This is a genomic window from Streptococcus sanguinis, from assembly GCF_050225395.1.
Lineage (GTDB): Bacteria > Bacillota > Bacilli > Lactobacillales > Streptococcaceae > Streptococcus.
In genome coordinates this window covers 1,438,393-1,455,421 of record NZ_CP071431.1, presented here as the reverse complement: position 1 = coordinate 1,455,421, position 17,029 = coordinate 1,438,393, and the positions used below count along the sequence as shown (strand labels likewise).

Below are 17,029 nucleotides of genomic sequence, written 5' to 3'. Positions count from 1 at the left end.
GCAGATTAGTGAATTTGGGAGAATGATGAAAAAAAGAATAGCAAATAATAAATGATAGCGATATAATCTATCAGCTTGGCAAAGAAAAGGAATAAAGATTTTAATTTTAAACGAGAGGTACCCATGAACGAAATCAAATGCCCTAACTGCGGGGAGGTTTTTACTGTCAATGAGAGCCAGTACAGTGAGCTTTTGTCGCAGGTTCGAACTGCAGAGTTTGACAAGGAGATTCATGCTCGGATTGAGCAGGAACTGGCTTTAGCAGAGCAAAAATCCCAGAATGCCCAACAAGCCCTGCTATCGCAGAAAGATCAGGAAATTAATAATCTTCAAAGTCAGATTGCGCAGTTTGAGACCCAGCAGGAATTGGCAAAGAAAGAGGCGGAGCAGACAGCTAATCTTCAATTGCAGGAGAAGGATAAGGAAGTTCAGCAATTGGAAAGTCAGCTAATAACTCTGCGCTTGGAGCATGAAAATCAGCTTCAAAAGACCTTGTATGCGCTGGAAAAAGAGCGCGACGAGGTTAAGAACCAGCTAGTTTTGCAAGAAAAGGAAGCGGCTCTGGCTCAGACCTCGCTCAAAGAGCGCTATGAGGTAGAGCTGCGGCAGAAAGATGAGACCATAGAGTTCTACAAGGATTTTAAGGCCAAGCAGTCTACTAAGATGATTGGTGAGAGTTTGGAACAGCACTGCGAGTATGAGTTTAACAAGAACCGTATGGGTATGTTCCCGCGAGCGGAGTTTGGCAAGGACAATGATGCAAGAACAGGCAGCAAGGGCGACTATATTTACCGCGAGGTAGATGAAAATGGCGTGGAAATCCTCTCCATCATGTTTGAGATGAAAAATGAAGGCGATGAGACAGCGACCAAGAAGAAAAACGAGCATTTCTTCAAAGAGTTGGATAAGGATCGGCGGGAGAAAGGCTGTGAGTATGCCATTTTGGTGACACTTCTTGAAGCTGACAGTGAGCTCTACAATTCGGGTATTGTCGATGTGTCCTATGCCTATGAGAAGATGTATGTTATCCGGCCTCAGTTCTTCCTGCCCATGATTACCCTCCTGCGTAATGCTGCGCTTAACTCGCTCCAGTACAAGCAGGAATTGGCCTTGGTGCGGGAGCAGAATATTGATATTACGCATTTTGAGGAAGATTTGGATGCCTTTAAAGTAGCTTTCGCCAAGAACTATCAGTCTGCTTCGACCAACTTTGGCAAAGCAATCGAAGAGATTGACAAGGCAATTCGCCGGATGGAAGAGGTCAAGAAGTTCCTGACGACCTCTGAAAACCAGTTGCGCTTGGCAAACAACAAGCTGGACGATGTCTCTGTCAAGAAACTGACGCGCAAAAACCCTACCATGAAAGCTAAGTTTGAAGCTTTGAAGGGTGACTAGGAGGATCCTATGCAGATACGAAAAGCAACCACGAAAGATGCTGAAGCCTTACTGTCTTTATACGAAGACTTGGGCTATCCAACGACCGCTTCTAAGCTAGCTCGACGTTTAGAAACGATTCTTTCTCAGCCGCATTATGGCTGTCTTTTAGCTGAAAGAAACGGAGAAATTTTAGGTTTCTTAGGTTATGCAAAGCTCTTCTTTTTTGAAGCAGATGGATCTTACTATCGTATTTTAGCTTTGTCAGTTGCAAAAGAAGCAAGACGACAAGGAATTGCTAGTAGGCTAATTGATGAATTGAAAAAACAAGCGGTAAAAGAAGGAGTTAAGGCACTGGCTCTAAATAGTGGATTAACTGCTGAACGAAATGCTGCACATCAGTTTTATCAGGCGGTTGGATTTGAAAAAGTGACTGCCGGCTTTGCTCTGCATTTAAAAAGTCAATATGAATAAACATGATAAAATAGTAAGGAAAACGAAATAATGTCTTCAACAAAAGGGAAAACCTTATATTTTAACAATAAGAGCATGGACTATGTGACCTTTGGAAAAGGTAAGAAACCACTGGTCATCATCCCAGGTCTAGGGGATGGTTTGGCGACTGTTAAGGGAATGGCGCAAATGCTTGCCCTAGCTTATAGGGGCTTAGCAACAGCGTTAATGATGAACGGTTAGCTGCGTATGCTTTTTACCAAAACCATGGCTTTCGTCAGACTAGCCTAGCTTTTGCGATGAACGTAGAGGAGGATGAGTATGGGAAAGAAAAAAGCTAAGACTAGACCGAAAATACCGAAGGAGCCCGACCTCAGCTCTGCTATGCAAGCCCTTTTAGAAGAGGCCTACACCCTGTTTAATTGCGAATTGCTCTTTCCTCTGACCCTTTGTACCTGCCCCGTCTGCATCTCCGAGGAGAATATCAGAGCTTTGCAAACCATTCCTGTCAGGGAACTGAGTGAGGTGTTAATCTATGAATACCTCAACGCGGTGGTTAATAAGAGTGATGACGACTACCAAATCAGGCATTTTCTGCCTCGGATTTTAGAGATGATTGCTCACTACATTGAAATCAGAGTCGATGACTCTCTTAATCTGGATCGGTGTCACTTTGAAAGTGACAGTTGGAAGCCACAGGAGTTAGATTTTATGCGTCGCTTCTCACGTCAGTTTATCCTTGATACTATTAATTTTAGACCCAGTCAAGCTGATGGTGTGGCGGTTTATTTAGTTATGTTTGATCTGGCTGGCCTTGAAACCGACCATCTGCTAGATAGGAGTCTTTGGCTGGAGGAAGCTGATCCCATCAAGGCACTACTTGCTCTGGAGGAGATTTACTACTATTACACAAAGGATTATGCCCACTTTGACTATATTTTTTCGGACAATCCTACCTTTAACCAGCAGATGACAGATTGGCTGAACAGTCGGGAACTGGCTCAAGATTTTTTTCCAATATTGGAAAATGTTCTCCTATCGGAGGAAGAAATAACGACTACTGAGGACTGCCGCCTTGAACAGCTTTATCAGATTTTTGAAAGTCGGATAGAAGTGTGACGGTTTCGTTAAGTTTTTGAAGTCAATCATTAACATCTATATAAACTGATGAAATTTTTGGAGAAAATCAAGAACAGAAAGTGACTGCTGATTCAGGCTCAGACCTGTCAAGAATATGATGCAAGAGCAGACAAGGATTTCCAAAAGAGAGTTTTAGTATTTTTAGAAAGTTAATCAATGAACGGAATTATCAACCTAAGAAAAGAAGCGGGCATGACCTCGCATGATGCGGTATTTAAGCTGCGCAAGATTTTAAAAACCAAGAAAATCGGTCACGGGGGAACCTTGGATCCGGATGTGGTCGGGGTGCTTCCCATTGCTGTGGGCAAGGCGACGCGCTTGGTCGAGTTTATGCAGGAGGAAGGCAAGGTCTACGAGGGGGAGATTACTCTAGGCTGCTCAACTACGACAGAGGATGCCAGCGGAGACATCCTAGAGTGGACGCCAGTGACGGAGCTTTTAGAAGAAGCTCTCATTGATGAAGTGATGGAGTCCATGACCGGTGAGATTCGCCAGATTCCGCCCATGTACTCTGCAGTTAAGGTCAATGGCCGCAAGCTTTATGAGTATGCAAGAGCGGGTCAAGAAGTGGAGCGGCCAGAGCGGCAGGTGACCATATATAGTTTCGAGCGCACCAGTCCGATTTCCTATGAAGGTGAACAAGCACGCTTTCGTTTTCGAGTCAAGTGTGGCAAGGGGACCTATGTCCGAATCCTGTCTGTTGATTTGGGAGCCAAGCTTGGCTTTGCCAGTCACATGTCCCAGCTGACACGGACTTCCTCAGCGGGTATGAGTTTAGATGATGCCTTGACCCTGGATGAAATAGCAGAGCGAGTAGCAGTAGATGATTTTTCCTTCCTCCAACCACTCGAATTAGGAATCGGAGATTTAGTGACGGTTGAGCTCTCAGACGAGCAGGTTGAGGATGTGAGGAACGGTCGTTTTATCAGCTTGATGTCAGAAGAAGCAGAGCTAGCTGGCTTTTATAAGGAGAAGTTAGTAGCCATTTTGGAAAAGCGAGAAGCAGCCTATAAGCCTCGCAAGGTCTTCCTTTAATATCCGCAGTAGAAATGTCAAAAGATTGTTACTCTTTTGTAATATGAAATGTGCGCTTGCATGTTATAATAATTTCATTAAACCTCACAAAAGGACAGCAACTGCACAACTGCTGTCCTTTTGTTTTGCTTTTTTCAGTTTTTGACAAACGTCCTGACTAGAGCAGTAAAATTTTTTTGAATGTTTTGCAGTTTCGCGTGGAACGGATATTGTAAAAATAGCAAATGCGTAGTAAAATAGAGGAATGATGATAACCAAGAGAATTATAGATGAAAAAGGGATTGATCAGACAGAAGATACGGTCCTTGTTCTAGGCTATTTTGATGGGCTGCATAAGGGCCATCAGGCACTCTTTGAGAAAGCGAGAGAAATTGCTGCGGAGCAAGGCCTAAAGATTGCAGTACTAACCTTCCCAGAGTCTCCTAAGCTGGCCTTTGTCCGCTATCAGCCTGAACTCATGCTGCATCTGGCTAGTCCTGAAGACCGGATGGCGCAGTTGGAAAGTTTAGGTGTTGACTATCTTTACCTGATTGATTTTACTAGCCATTTTGCGGGCAATACAGCTCGGGACTTTTTTGAGAAGTATGTATCTCGTCTGCGTGCCAAAGCCGTGGTAGCTGGCTTTGACTATCATTTTGGCTCAGACCGCAAAGAGTCACATGAGCTGAGAGATTATTTTAATGGCAAGATTGTTATCGTTCCTTCGGTTAATCTGGATAATCGGAAAATTTCTTCCACTCGGATTCGGGAGACGATTGCTGTCGGAGATATGCTGAAAACTCAAGAATTGCTAGGATATCCTCTATCTACTCGCGGTATTGTGGTTCATGGCAATGCCAGAGGACGGACGATTGGCTATCCAACAGCCAATTTAGCACCTTTGGATCGAGTCCTTCTTCCAGGAGATGGCGTTTATGTCGCGGATGTTGAGCACAATGGTCAGCGCTATCGCGGTATGGCTAGTGTTGGGAAAAATGTAACTTTTGACGGGGATGAACTTCGTTTTGAGGTTAATATCTTTGATTTTTCTCAGGATATCTATGGTGATACCATTCGGATTTTCTGGCTGCATAAGATTCGCGAGATGGTTAAGTTTGAAGGTATTGACAGTTTGGTTGCTCAGCTGCAGAGTGATGAACGGATCGCTAGAAGTTGGACTGGTTATCGAAATAGTTGAAAAAGTTATATTTTCATGACATTCGGCAGCAATTTTCAAAAAAATATAGTCAAGCCAAATAAAATTTAGTATAATAGAGGTAGTTATTATACAGAATTAGAAGAGAAACGCATGATTACATTATTTTTATCGCCGAGTTGTACTTCTTGCCGTAAGGCGCGTGCTTGGCTGCTAAATCATGAAGTGCCCTTTCAGGAACATAATATCATGACGAGCCCTCTGTCAGCTCCCGAATTGCAACACATTCTTTCTCTGACAGAGAACGGTACAGACGACATTATTTCAACTCGCTCAAAAATTTTTCAGAAATTAGATTTGGATGTGGAGGATTTGTCCATTTCAACCTTGATTCAGTTGATTGAGGAAAATCCCAGTCTTTTGCGACGCCCAATTATTTTAGATGGCAAACGGATGCAAATCGGCTTTAACGAGGATGAAATTCGTGCATTCCTGCCTCGGAGTTATCGTAAGGAAGAGTTAAGATCCGCAACCATGCGGGCAGATATTCAGTAAAGATGAACAAAAATTATAGTTACCCACTAGATTTATCGTGGAGCACTGAAGAGCTTGCTTCGGTGCTCTCTTTTTTTAATGATGTAGAAGCAGCTTATGAACAGAAAGTCCAAGCGGAAAAGCTCTTGAAGTCCTATGCGGCTTTCAAGCAAGTTGTTCCTAGCAAGGGCCAAGAGAAGCGAATCGGCCGTGACTTTGAAAACGTCAGCGGTTATTCGCTTTATCGTGCTGTTCAAGAGGCAAAAAGTAAAGGTAAAGGAAGCATTTCTCTTGGAAAATAAATTTCATTTTGCTAAAGAAATCATCTACCAAGCTGGTGCTTTTTTGAGGGAACATCTCTATGATGATTTGGATGTGAGTCAAAAGACCAGTGCTACCGACTTGGTCACCCAGATGGACCGGAAGGTTCAGGATGATTTGGTGGCTAAGATTCTAGCCCGCTATCCTCAGGATGCTATTTTAGCGGAGGAAAATGGACTCCGACATAATATTGCTGATGGCAATGTCTGGGTGATTGATCCGATTGACGGAACCACCAACTTTATCACTCAGAAGGCTGATTTTGCCGTTATGATTGCCTATTTTGAAAAGGGCATTGGTCGTTTTGGCTTGATCTATGATGTGACCAGAGACCAGCTCTATCATGGTGGCGGAGACTTTGATATCTATTGTAACGACAGGAAACTTCCTGCTTTTGAGGATCGGCCTTTTCAAGATTTTCTCATGGCTTCCAATGCCGGCATGCTGCAAGCCAATGATTGGGGCTTGGCAGACTTGGCTCGGGAATGTTTAGGGGTTCGTGTTTATGGTAGTGCTGGGATTAGCTTTAGCAAGGTACTGTCTGGCGGTTTCTTGGCTTATTTTTCCTACAACTGGCCTTGGGATTATGCGGCGGCTTCGATTATGGCGGAGAAGCTAGGCTTTATCGTCCAGACCTTGGATGGCAGTCAGCTAAATTTCCAGACTCGGCAGCCTGTCATGATGGCGCCTAAGTGCAAACTATCGGCTCTGAAGCCTTATTTAGAAAAGGGGAAGCAGTAGATGGACTTTCCTAAAGGTTTTAAAGAAAAATATGAGCAGATTTTAGGCGCAGAAGCGGCGGATTTTTTTGCAACCTTTGACGAGGAGCCGATTTCGGCCTTTCGCAGCAATCCTCTGAAAGAAGGCCAGCAGAATTTCTCAGATGCCATTCCTCAGACAGACTGGGGCTTTTATGGCAAGGTGTCTGGCAAGTCTGCTGAGCATGTGACTGGTCTGGTTTATTCGCAGGAGCCAGCAGCTCAGATGGTGGCTCAGATAGCAGCACCAACTAAGGGGATGAAAGTCTTAGATTTGGCGTCAGCACCAGGTGGCAAGTCAACTCATCTCTTATCTTTTTTAGATAATACGGGCCTGCTGGTCTCCAATGAAATCAACAGCAAACGCTCTAAAATCTTAGTGGAGAACATTGAGCGCTATGGTGCTAGAAATGTGCTTGTTACCAATGAATCAGCTGAGCGGTTGGCTCAGGTCTTTGAAGGTTATTTCGATTTGATTGTGCTGGATGCTCCTTGTTCGGGCGAGGGCATGTTTCGCAAGCAGCCGGATGCTACTCAGTATTGGACTCCGGATTATCCAGCCCAATGCGCCCAGCTCCAGCGAGAGATTTTAACAGCTGCTATGAGCATGCTTGCTAAGGACGGTCGTCTGGTTTATTCGACCTGTACTTGGGCTCCTGAAGAAAATGAAGACATCGTTACTTGGTTACTGGAAGAATTTCCTCTTGAACTGATTGATATTCCTAAGATAAACGGAATGACTGAAGGAATTGGCTTTCCTGAGACAGCTCGGATGTATCCGCATCGCTTCAAAGGTGAAGGTCAGTTTGCAGCTCACTTTCGCTTTACTGGTGAGAATAGCAGTAAGAAAATTAAATCAGGTAAGAATCGTTTGACGAGCGAGCAAAGAAAATTCTGGCAGGACTTTGAGAGCAAGCATTTAAAAACAATCTTGACTGGAGAGCTGCAGATCTTTGGGGACAATCTGTATTTGTTGCCTTCTGGCCTGCCAGACCTGTCCAAGCTAAAGATTTCCCGTAACGGTTTGCATCTAGGAACGTTTAAGAAGAATCGCTTTGAGCCTAGCTTTGCCCTAGGATTGGCTATGAAGCCCAGCGAAGTTCTAAATCGAGTTGAAATCAATAATCAGGACTTCAAGAAATATGCGGCAGGTGAGACGATTGAACTGGCAAAACCGCAGCCAAACGGCTGGTACCAACTAGTCCTTGGCGGGAACGGTCTGGGCTTTGCAAAAGTCACTGGAAAAACCCTGAAAAATTATTTCCCAAAAGGCCTGAGATTTAGATAAAATATTAGGAAAAGCTGGTATTATATGATATAGTTGAAGATGTGAATGTATTGAAAAAAGGCTTCTTTCTGCTAAGTAAGAAATACTAAAGATACTTCCCATCCTCTTGATTTTATTAAAGGAGAAATCTTTTGAACAAATTGAAAAAATTTGCTTTAGCGCTGACAGCTCTGGGCTTAGGACTCACCTTATCAGCTTGTTCATCATGGATTGACCGTGGTGAATCCATGACAGCAGTAGGATCAACTGCTCTGCAGCCCTTAGTTGAAGCGGCAGCTGATGACTTTGGCTCTAACAACATTGGTAAAACGGTCAATGTACAGGGTGGTGGATCTGGTACAGGTCTGTCTCAAGTGCAGTCAGGAGCTGTTGAAATCGGGAACTCGGATGTTTTCGCTGAAGAGAAGGAAGGAATCAAAGCTTCTGACTTGGTGGACCATAAGGTCGCTGTGGCCGGTATTGCTGTGATTGTCAATAAAGAAGTTGACGTGGATAATCTAACGTCCGAGCAACTGCAGAAAATTTTTACTGGTGAAATCACCAACTGGAAAGAGCTGGGCGGTAAAGACTTGGAGATTTCGATTATCAATCGTGCTGCTAGCTCTGGTTCCCGCGCAACCTTTGACAGTGTCATCATGGATGGGAAATCAGCTGTGCAGAGTCAAGAGCAGGATTCCAACGGTATGGTCAAAAATATCGTTTCGCAAACTCCTGGTGCGATTTCTTATCTAGCCTTTGCCTATGTTGACGAGTCTGTAAAAACCTTGAAACTTAATAACTACGAGCCAACAGCAGAAAATGTTGCTACCAATAACTGGTCGCTCTGGTCTTATGAGCATATGTATACACTGGGCAAGCCGACTGGTCTGGCTGCTGAGTTTCTAGACTATATGCTGTCAGATGATGTTCAAAAAGGGGTTGTTACTAGCATGGGCTATATCTCAATCAACGATATGAAAGTCAGCAAGGACGCTGATGGGAATGTCACAGCAATAGAAGGAGATTCAAAATGAAAAATGAGGAATTAACCAAAAAGTTGTTATCGCCTTCTAAAAATTCTCGCTTGGAGAAGTTTGGCCGCTATCTGACTTTTGCCTGTCTGTCACTGATTGTGGTGATTGTGGCTATGATTCTAATCTTCGTTGCTCAGAAAGGTCTATCTACTTTCTTTGTCAACGGTGTTAATGTTTTTGATTTTCTTTTTGGTGGTGTCTGGAATCCCTCTGGTAAGGAATTCGGTGCCCTGCCAATGATTTTAGGCTCTTTTATTGTTACCATTCTATCAGCCCTGATAGCAACTCCCTTTGCGATTGGTGCAGCTGTCTTTATGACAGAGGTTTCTCCAAAAGGAGCAAAGATACTGCAACCGGCTATTGAACTTTTAGTTGGTATTCCGTCTGTTGTTTATGGATTTATCGGTCTGCAAATCGTGGTTCCTTTTGTCCGTACAGTCTTTGGCGGTACTGGTTTTGGTATTTTGTCTGGTATTTTTGTGCTCTTTGTCATGATTTTGCCGACAGTAACCTTTATGACGACGGATAGTCTGCGTGCTGTGCCACGTCATTACCGTGAAGCAAGTCTGGCTATGGGCGCAACGCGTTGGCAGACTATTTGGCGGGTAACACTCAAGGCTGCTCGCTCAGGTATCTTTACAGCTGTGGTATTTGGAATGGCGCGTGCCTTCGGTGAAGCCCTGGCTATCCAGATGGTCGTTGGTAACTCTGCGGTGATTCCAACCTCTTTGACTACACCAGCAGCTACACTGACCTCTGTCTTGACCATGGGAATCGGAAATACCGTAATGGGAACAGTGGATAATAACGTTCTCTGGTCTCTGGCTCTGGTGCTCTTGATGATGAGCTTAGCCTTTAACAGTGTGATTAAACTAATTACAAAAGAAAGAGGTAAGAAAAACTATGCACGCTAAGAAATTAGATAAATTGGCGACTGGTATTCTCTACACAATAGCGAGTATCATTGTTGCCATCCTTGCCTCTCTTATCCTCTATATCTTAGTTAGAGGTCTTCCGCATGTTTCCTGGTCTTTTTTGACAGGGAAATCCTCTTCTTACCAAGCAGGAGGCGGTATTGGGATTCAGCTATATAATTCCTTCTTTCTGCTAGTGATTACTCTGATTATCTCTGTGCCTCTTTCTATGGGGGCTGGGGTTTATCTGTCAGAATATGCTAAGAAAGGACCAGTGACCAACTTTGTCCGCACCTGTATTGAAATTCTGTCTTCCCTGCCTTCGGTAGTAGTTGGGCTCTTTGGTTATTTAATCTTTGTTGTCCAGTTTGAGTATGGCTTCTCAATCATTTCTGGTGCCTTGGCTCTGACTGTCTTTAATCTGCCTCAGATGACGCGGAACGTCGAAGATAGCCTGCGCCATGTCCACCACACCCAGCGTGAAGCTGGTTTGGCCTTGGGAATTTCCCGCTGGGAAACGGTTCTGCATGTGGTCATCCCAGAAGCTTTGCCTAGTATTGTGACAGGGATTGTACTAGCTTCCGGTCGTATCTTTGGTGAAGCGGCAGCCTTGATTTATACAGCAGGTCAATCAGCTCCAGCTCTTGACTGGTCCAACTGGAATATTTTCAGCGTCACCAGCCCTATCTCTATCTTCCGTCAGGCTGAGACCTTGGCCGTCCATATCTGGAAGGTCAACAGCGAGGGAACAATTCCTGATGGAACGGCTGTTTCTGCAGGTTCAGCAGCGGTTCTCCTAATCTTCATTTTGATTTTTAATCTGGGAGCCCGCAAACTGGGCAGCTATCTGCATAAGAAATTAACCTCTGCTTAAAGGAGAAGAAATGACAGAATATAATTGGAATGAAAAACATATCATTACTTTTCCTGAAGAAAAGGTAGCCCTGTCGACCAAGGATTTGCATGTTTACTACGGTAAAAAGGAATCCATCAAGGGCATTGATATGCAGTTTGAAAAAAACAAAATCACTGCTTTGATTGGCCCCTCTGGATCAGGTAAATCAACCTATCTTCGCAGCCTCAACCGCATGAACGATACCATTGATATTGCCAATGTGACTGGAGAGATTCTCTATGAGGGGATTGATGTCAACCGCCCTGAAATCAATGTTTATGAAATGCGTAAGCATATCGGCATGGTTTTCCAACGACCAAATCCTTTTGCCAAGTCCATCTATCGAAATATTACCTTTGCTCATGAACGGGCTGGTGTCAGAGATAGAAAGGTTTTGGATGAGATTGTGGAGACCTCACTTAAGCAAGCAGCTCTTTGGGAACAGGTCAAAGATGATTTGCACAAGTCAGCCCTGACACTCTCTGGTGGTCAGCAGCAGCGGCTCTGCATTGCCCGTGCTATCTCAGTCAAACCAAACATTCTGCTCATGGATGAGCCAGCGTCAGCCTTGGATCCGATTGCGACCATGCAGCTGGAAGAAACCATGTTTGAGCTTAAGAACAACTATACCATTATCATTGTGACCCACAATATGCAGCAGGCTGCCCGTGCTAGTGACTACACTGGATTCTTCTATCTGGGCGACTTGATTGAGTATGATAAGACGGCTAATATTTTCCAAAATGCCAAGCTTCAGTCCACTAATGACTATGTTTCAGGCCACTTTGGTTAAGCTGCCGTCCGTATTCATCACGATTCAACAAGCTTAGTCTTTGGTTGAATGTAAAATAAAATGAAGGAAAAACGTATGACAGAACCTATTTTGCAAGTCAAGGACTTGTCGGTTTATTATAATAAAAAGAAAGCCCTTAATAGCGTTTCACTTGATTTCATGCCAAATGAGATTACGGCTTTGATTGGACCGTCAGGCTCAGGTAAGTCAACCTTGCTTAAGGCAATCAACCGAATGGGCGACCTGAATCCAGAAGTAACGACTACAGGAACGGTCATTTATAACAGTCACAATATCTATGGTCCGAGGACAGATACGGTAGAGCTTCGCAAAGAAATCGGAATGGTTTTCCAGCAGCCTAATCCCTTCCCTATGACTATCTATGAAAATGTGGTCTATGGACTTCGGATTAATGGTGTTAAGGACAAGGCCGTCTTGGACGAAGCAGTAGAACGTTCCCTTATTGGCGCTTCTATCTGGGATGAGGTCAAGGACCGTCTGCATGATTCCGCTATCGGTCTTTCCGGTGGTCAGCAGCAACGGGTTTGTGTGGCTCGCGTGCTAGCTACTAGTCCTAAGATCATTCTCTTGGACGAGCCGACATCAGCCTTGGATCCAATCTCAGCTGGGAAAATCGAGGAAACTCTCTACAGTCTGAAAGACAAATATACCATGCTTTTGGTCACTCGCTCCATGCAGCAGGCATCTCGGATTTCTGAAAAGACCGGCTTCTTCCTTGGTGGAGACTTGATTGAATTTAATGAAACCAAGAAGATGTTCCTTAATCCAGCCCACAAAGAGACCGAAGACTACATTACTGGTAAATTCGGATAACAGAAAGGAATCTTATGCTTAGAGTACAATTTGAAGAAGATTTAGAAAAACTTCATAATCAATTCTACGCGATGGGAAACGAAGTACTATCGCAGATTAACCGAACGGTTCGTGCCTTTGTCACGCATGACCGTGAACTGGCTCGTCAGGTCATTGAAGACGATGCTGAAGTCAATGAATACGAGGTGAAACTGGAGAAGAAATCTCTAGAAATCATAGCCCTGCAGCAGCCTGTGTCTCAGGATTTGCGGACCGTTATTACCGTGTTGAAAGCCAGCAGTGATTTGGAACGCATGGGTGACCACGCCGTATCTATCGCCAAAGCTACTGTTCGGATGAAGGGAGAAGTTCGCATTGAGTCCGTAGAAGATGCCATCAGCAAGATGGGGCGCGATGTTAAGAATTTCGTCGAAGAAACCCTGAACGTCTACCTCAATGGAAATGTAGACCAAGCCTATGCTGTAGCAGCTATGGATGAGAAAATCAACCAATACTTTGATGATATTCGCGATCTCGCTACTGAGGAAATCAAACAAAATCCAGAGCTGATTGTGACTGGCCGTGACTACTTCCAAGTTATCTCTTACTTGGAACGAATCGGCGACTATGCCAAGAATATCTGTGAATGGGTTGTTTACTTTGAAACAGGTAAAATTATTGAGTTGTGATGATAAAAAAGGTACGATTTATTTCGTGTCTTTTTTGTATAATCTCAAGTATGGTTAGCATTCTGTTTTGTGTTTTAACTTACAACTAACTATGTTATACTACAAGAGTAGAGTTAAAATTTATATATTTTTATATGGGTACATAATGGAGAATATTTATGAAGAAAAAGATCCTTATAATGATTACTGTTTTGGTCATGTTAGGTTCAGGCGGAATCTATATATACAACAAACTAACCAAACCTAACTTTAGCCCCAAAACAACCAAGCTCTATCAGCGAGGCTTTAGACTTCTGGAAGAGCAACTAGGAACTTATATAAAAGAGCATTACTCAGGGCTTGAAAAGATTGAGTTTTCCCCAATCTACGTTACTGAGGAAGGGTCAACTTTCTCAAATGTCTATATCCGTCCAACTATTTATGATAAGCATGGAAATAAAGCCATTCTTGGCACTAAAGTTAATAATGTGTATCCAAGTAGCTTTGGTATCGTCTCACATATAATTCTTAATTTTGATGGAGGTGGAAATGAAGCTATAGATTTAAAGGACTCAAACGGGAATAACATTGATGTTTCTAACGCGCAACATTTACCTGATGAAGCTAAACTCACAAGAGCTAAAGGGATTGATTTGAATATGGAATTATTAGTTGAATACGGTCAGTTAAAGGATGTTATTAAGGATGAAAAGGGAAGCCCAGAAGCTAAAATCTTTTACAATGTTAAGCTAAGTAAAGAGGAAGAATGATATGGCTTTGTCTGATCAAGAGGTTCGAAGAATGTAGTTAGATCTTAAGAAAGACGTAAAGAATGAAAGCGAAGTTATTTATAGGATTTGAAATAAAACTTTTTTATGTAAAAGAATCCAGATATTATAAACAGATAATTGAGAGCGCTTTTATAAAAAATGAATGAGACCAGAAATAATGGTATGACTAGAAATATTATGATATACTATAATTAAAAAATAAAAGCGTTTTCATAAAGGTGTGAGGTAGGTAAATAATGAAGAAAAAAAATTTGCGCTCATTGCAGTTCTTGTAGTTTTAATTTCAGGAGGAGTATATTGTATGACAAAATGGATTGAACACAAAAACTCTCCATATAATGTTAGTGATGTTTTAGACGACAAAGGAGTGAAACTTTACAAACGAGGATTTCGTTTGTTGGAAGAACAACTGGCAACTTACATTAAAGAGCACTATTCCGGAGTCACTAAAATAGAATTTTCACCTATACTAGTTCGAGGAGGTGACGGACGATATATGTTTCATGCCAATATTGTTCCTATAGTTTATGATGAATATGGAGATAAGGCGTATTTAGGTAAAAAAATTGGAAATCAAACATTTGCTCATTATGATGATTTTAGTAGTATTAGACTCGATTTTAATGGCTGGGATGAAGAAATCATTGAAATAAGAGTTGGTAGTGAATTTATTGATATATCTGATAGTAAATGTTTACCTGAAAATGCAAAACTTAATTCTGTTAAAGAAATTGATGAAAATATTGAAGCGATTGTCAATGCTGGTCACCTAAAAGATGTGGTAAAAAGTGAAAAAGGTAGTCAAAAAGCGGAAATTCTCTATAATACAGAAATTAGGAAAGGAGACCATTTGGAATGGCGTTGACAGAATGGCATTGTTTATATTAAATAACACTTAGTAAGGCTAAAAGATGTTAAGGCATCAGATGTAGGAAGTCCGAATGCCGAAATTAGACTACAACTTATAAATTAAAAGAGGGAGTTATTCAGAATGGGGATAATCTTTGATTAAATGGGGAGGTTTCTGTTTATGGATAATATGGCAGAAGTACTCGGCAAAAAATACAATATTGTGTACTATAAACAGAAAAAATGGATTCGTTTTCATTTAGATATAGAGGTGACAGTTAATGAAGAAAAAACAACTTGCAATTATAGCTGTATTAATTACCTTAGTTTCAGGAGGGGGATACTGTATGACAAAATGGATTGAACATCAAAACTCGCCGTATAATGTTAGTGATGTTTTAGACGATAAAGGAGTAAAACTTTACAAACGCGGATTTCGTTTGTTGGAAGAACAACTAGCAACTTATATAAAAGAACACTATTCAGGAGTTAGTAAAATTGAGTTTTCACCAATTTTTGTGCAAGGTGGGGATGGGCAGACTATGTTCGATGCTAATATCGTTCCCGTAATTTATGACAATCATGGGAATAAGGCTTATTTAGGGCGAAAAGTTGGTAAGCATGGATATGCAAGCTACGGTCTTTTAGGAGATCTACGGTTAGATTTTAATGGTTTTGATGAGGAAGTGATTGAAATTGATGTAGATGGTAAATTTCTTGATATAACGAATTACAAAAGTTTGCCTCCAAAAGCTAAATTAACAATCAACCCCGCAATGGATGAAAATATTGAAGCACTTGTTAAAGATGGACAACTAAAAGATGTGGTTAAAAGTGAAAAAGGCAGCCTAGAAGCAGAAGTTGCCTATAATACAGAAATTAGGAAAGGAAATGAGTGGGAATGGCGTTGAATGATGAACAGGTACAGCAATTGCAAACAAGAGTTCTAAAAATAATTAAAGACCATGATGTTGGTGAAGATTTTTCGTTAAAAAGGGGAGGACAAAAATATGTCTTAATCAACGAAGTCAACGAAACCACCCAAGCCATTGCCGTTGCGCCTCTTAATAAGCAAGGACAACCAGACTACAGTCAAACGACCATCGTGGTTGCTGGTACTCAATCACCTAATAACGAAAATAATAACCATGTTATAGAATCTGGATTTAATGCGGTACTGGCAAGAAATCAATTAACAGAACAGACAAAGGACGTTCGAGAATTTTATAATCAATCATTAGCTAGTGCTAAAAAAATGGCTGGCAAAGGACAAGAAGTTGATATCAGTAATATGTCGGGATTTAGTCAAGCGGGACCAGCAGTTGCTAAAGTAGCTGCGGAAATGAAAGTCCAAAAGATTACAAATTTCATGGACTGGGGTGCGTGGAATTCGTTGACAAAAAATACAGCCGACTATAGAGGTATTAGTGATGAAGAATTAGCATATATTAATAAACACTTACATTCATACAGTGATCAAGGGAAAGATTTAACAAGTTGGGATGGTCATGGAGGGAACATTCCGTATGGAAAAGTATTTACTGTAGAGGGAAAACATCATAATGCTGGGTTACCAAAGATTAAAGGTAATAGGCCAGATTTTGAATGGTATGAAAAAAATGGTCTTTTCTGCTCTGGCATGACCGAAAAGCAAGTCAAAAAGATTGCAAAACTTAAAGCAAAAATGTACGAAATAAATGCCGCAACCGCAAATTATGGATTAGACTATGCAAAAAAAAATCCTGATCATTATGTCCTTGAGTATTTAAAGGAATATGGAGACTTCGCTCCTGAGCCTTCTAAGCAGGATTTAATCGCTATAAATAGAGAATACATTGATGAATTGCATGCCTCATTAAGAACCAGTTCTGGCGACAAAACAATTAGTTTAAGAGAGGAACTCGTTCGTACAAGTGCTCAAACTGCTCAGCTTCAAGCTGAGGTCTATGAGCAAGAGATTAAAGATAAGTTAGCAAGTGCAAAATCGAAAGTTGAAGCACACATCTCAGAACTGAGCAATGCAGCTTATACCCTAGCCCACAATCTTTCTTCTGATGAGGTAGAGGGCTTATTATCTGAGTTGAGCATGTCAACTGCTTGGAATGATGGAAAAGAAGCAACTACCCTTGCCTCAGCAAACTCTTATATGACTACAATGACTGGTATTGCAGGGAATTTAAACAAAGCTGCAGATAGGATAGTAGAAATCGATCAACAAGGTGCCCAGATTTTTGAGAAAAGCTAGGAGGTAGAGT

General features: G+C 42.0%; 20 protein-coding genes. All 20 read left to right on the top strand.

Going from position 1 to position 17,029, the window contains the following annotated elements; translation table 11 throughout:
- Positions 1-123: 123 nt before the first annotated feature.
- The 20 genes from J1C81_RS07190 to J1C81_RS07095 all read left to right on the top strand — a co-directional run bounded on the left by J1C81_RS07190 (position 124) and on the right by J1C81_RS07095 (position 17,019).
- The gene (locus J1C81_RS07190; RefSeq protein ID WP_032909737.1) at positions 124-1,395 is read left to right on the top strand and encodes a DUF2130 domain-containing protein; all 1,272 of its coding nucleotides are present in this window, start codon (positions 124-126) and stop codon (positions 1,393-1,395) included.
- Positions 1,396-1,404: 9 nt separating this feature from the next.
- A complete protein-coding gene (locus J1C81_RS07185; RefSeq protein WP_002915442.1) occupies positions 1,405-1,848 on the top strand; it encodes a GNAT family N-acetyltransferase in 444 nt (147 codons plus the stop codon).
- 30 nt (positions 1,849-1,878) lie between these two features.
- Positions 1,879-2,070, top strand: coding sequence for a hypothetical protein (locus tag J1C81_RS07180; protein ID WP_002915441.1), 192 nt, complete (start codon positions 1,879-1,881; stop codon positions 2,068-2,070).
- 78 nt (positions 2,071-2,148) lie between these two features.
- Positions 2,149-2,946 (top strand): hypothetical protein, encoded by a 798-nt coding sequence (locus tag J1C81_RS07175; protein ID WP_032909736.1) that lies wholly within the window; start codon positions 2,149-2,151, stop codon positions 2,944-2,946.
- Positions 2,947-3,123: 177 nt separating this feature from the next.
- Positions 3,124-4,002: a tRNA pseudouridine(55) synthase TruB gene (gene truB, locus J1C81_RS07170; protein WP_002915439.1), complete on the top strand. Its 879-nt coding sequence runs from the start codon at positions 3,124-3,126 to the stop codon at positions 4,000-4,002.
- Between the two features lie 247 nt (positions 4,003-4,249).
- Complete coding sequence (locus J1C81_RS07165) at positions 4,250-5,179, top strand: bifunctional riboflavin kinase/FAD synthetase (RefSeq protein ID WP_328284756.1); 930 nt, start codon at positions 4,250-4,252, stop codon at positions 5,177-5,179.
- 111 nt (positions 5,180-5,290) lie between these two features.
- Positions 5,291-5,692 (top strand): Spx/MgsR family RNA polymerase-binding regulatory protein, encoded by a 402-nt coding sequence (locus J1C81_RS07160; RefSeq protein WP_002906786.1) that lies wholly within the window; start codon positions 5,291-5,293, stop codon positions 5,690-5,692.
- A 2-nt stretch (positions 5,693-5,694) separates the two neighbouring features.
- Positions 5,695-5,973, top strand: coding sequence for a UPF0223 family protein (locus tag J1C81_RS07155; protein ID WP_002915437.1), 279 nt, complete (start codon positions 5,695-5,697; stop codon positions 5,971-5,973).
- On the top strand, positions 5,963-6,733 hold the full coding sequence (locus tag J1C81_RS07150; protein ID WP_032909735.1) for an inositol monophosphatase family protein: 771 nt from the start codon (positions 5,963-5,965) through the stop codon (positions 6,731-6,733). The genes J1C81_RS07155 and J1C81_RS07150 overlap by 11 nt, the downstream gene beginning before the upstream one ends.
- Entirely contained in the window at positions 6,734-8,038 is a 1,305-nt protein-coding gene (locus J1C81_RS07145) for an RsmF rRNA methyltransferase first C-terminal domain-containing protein (protein ID WP_002915435.1), read from the top strand.
- Between the two features lie 131 nt (positions 8,039-8,169).
- On the top strand, positions 8,170-9,051 hold the full coding sequence (locus J1C81_RS07140; RefSeq protein ID WP_002897767.1) for a phosphate ABC transporter substrate-binding protein PstS family protein: 882 nt from the start codon (positions 8,170-8,172) through the stop codon (positions 9,049-9,051).
- Entirely contained in the window at positions 9,048-9,965 is a 918-nt protein-coding gene (gene pstC, locus J1C81_RS07135; protein WP_002895771.1) for a phosphate ABC transporter permease subunit PstC, read from the top strand. Before J1C81_RS07140 ends, pstC begins: the two co-directional genes overlap by 4 nt.
- Positions 9,955-10,839, top strand: coding sequence for a phosphate ABC transporter permease PstA (pstA, locus tag J1C81_RS07130; RefSeq protein WP_002913666.1), 885 nt, complete (start codon positions 9,955-9,957; stop codon positions 10,837-10,839). The genes pstC and pstA overlap by 11 nt, the downstream gene beginning before the upstream one ends.
- Positions 10,840-10,849: 10 nt before the next feature.
- Entirely contained in the window at positions 10,850-11,653 is an 804-nt protein-coding gene (gene pstB / locus J1C81_RS07125; protein WP_002900574.1) for a phosphate ABC transporter ATP-binding protein PstB, read from the top strand.
- A gap of 75 nt (positions 11,654-11,728) precedes the next feature.
- Positions 11,729-12,487 carry a phosphate ABC transporter ATP-binding protein PstB gene (pstB, locus tag J1C81_RS07120; protein ID WP_009660526.1) on the top strand — a complete coding sequence of 253 codons (759 nt, stop codon included), beginning with the start codon at positions 11,729-11,731 and terminating at the stop codon, positions 12,485-12,487.
- Positions 12,488-12,501: 14 nt separating this feature from the next.
- Positions 12,502-13,155 (top strand): phosphate signaling complex protein PhoU, encoded by a 654-nt coding sequence (gene phoU, locus J1C81_RS07115; protein ID WP_002895767.1) that lies wholly within the window; start codon positions 12,502-12,504, stop codon positions 13,153-13,155.
- Positions 13,156-13,313: 158 nt separating this feature from the next.
- The gene (locus J1C81_RS07110; protein WP_002915434.1) at positions 13,314-13,904 is read left to right on the top strand and encodes a hypothetical protein; all 591 of its coding nucleotides are present in this window, start codon (positions 13,314-13,316) and stop codon (positions 13,902-13,904) included.
- A gap of 322 nt (positions 13,905-14,226) precedes the next feature.
- Positions 14,227-14,790, top strand: a complete 564-nt coding sequence (locus J1C81_RS07105; RefSeq protein ID WP_002915433.1) for a hypothetical protein — start codon at positions 14,227-14,229, stop codon at positions 14,788-14,790.
- Between the two features lie 265 nt (positions 14,791-15,055).
- On the top strand, positions 15,056-15,685 hold the full coding sequence (locus tag J1C81_RS07100; RefSeq protein ID WP_032909734.1) for a hypothetical protein: 630 nt from the start codon (positions 15,056-15,058) through the stop codon (positions 15,683-15,685).
- A complete protein-coding gene (locus J1C81_RS07095) occupies positions 15,676-17,019 on the top strand; it encodes a hypothetical protein (protein ID WP_002915431.1) in 1,344 nt (447 codons plus the stop codon). The genes J1C81_RS07100 and J1C81_RS07095 overlap by 10 nt, the downstream gene beginning before the upstream one ends.
- Positions 17,020-17,029: the final 10 nt, after the last annotated feature.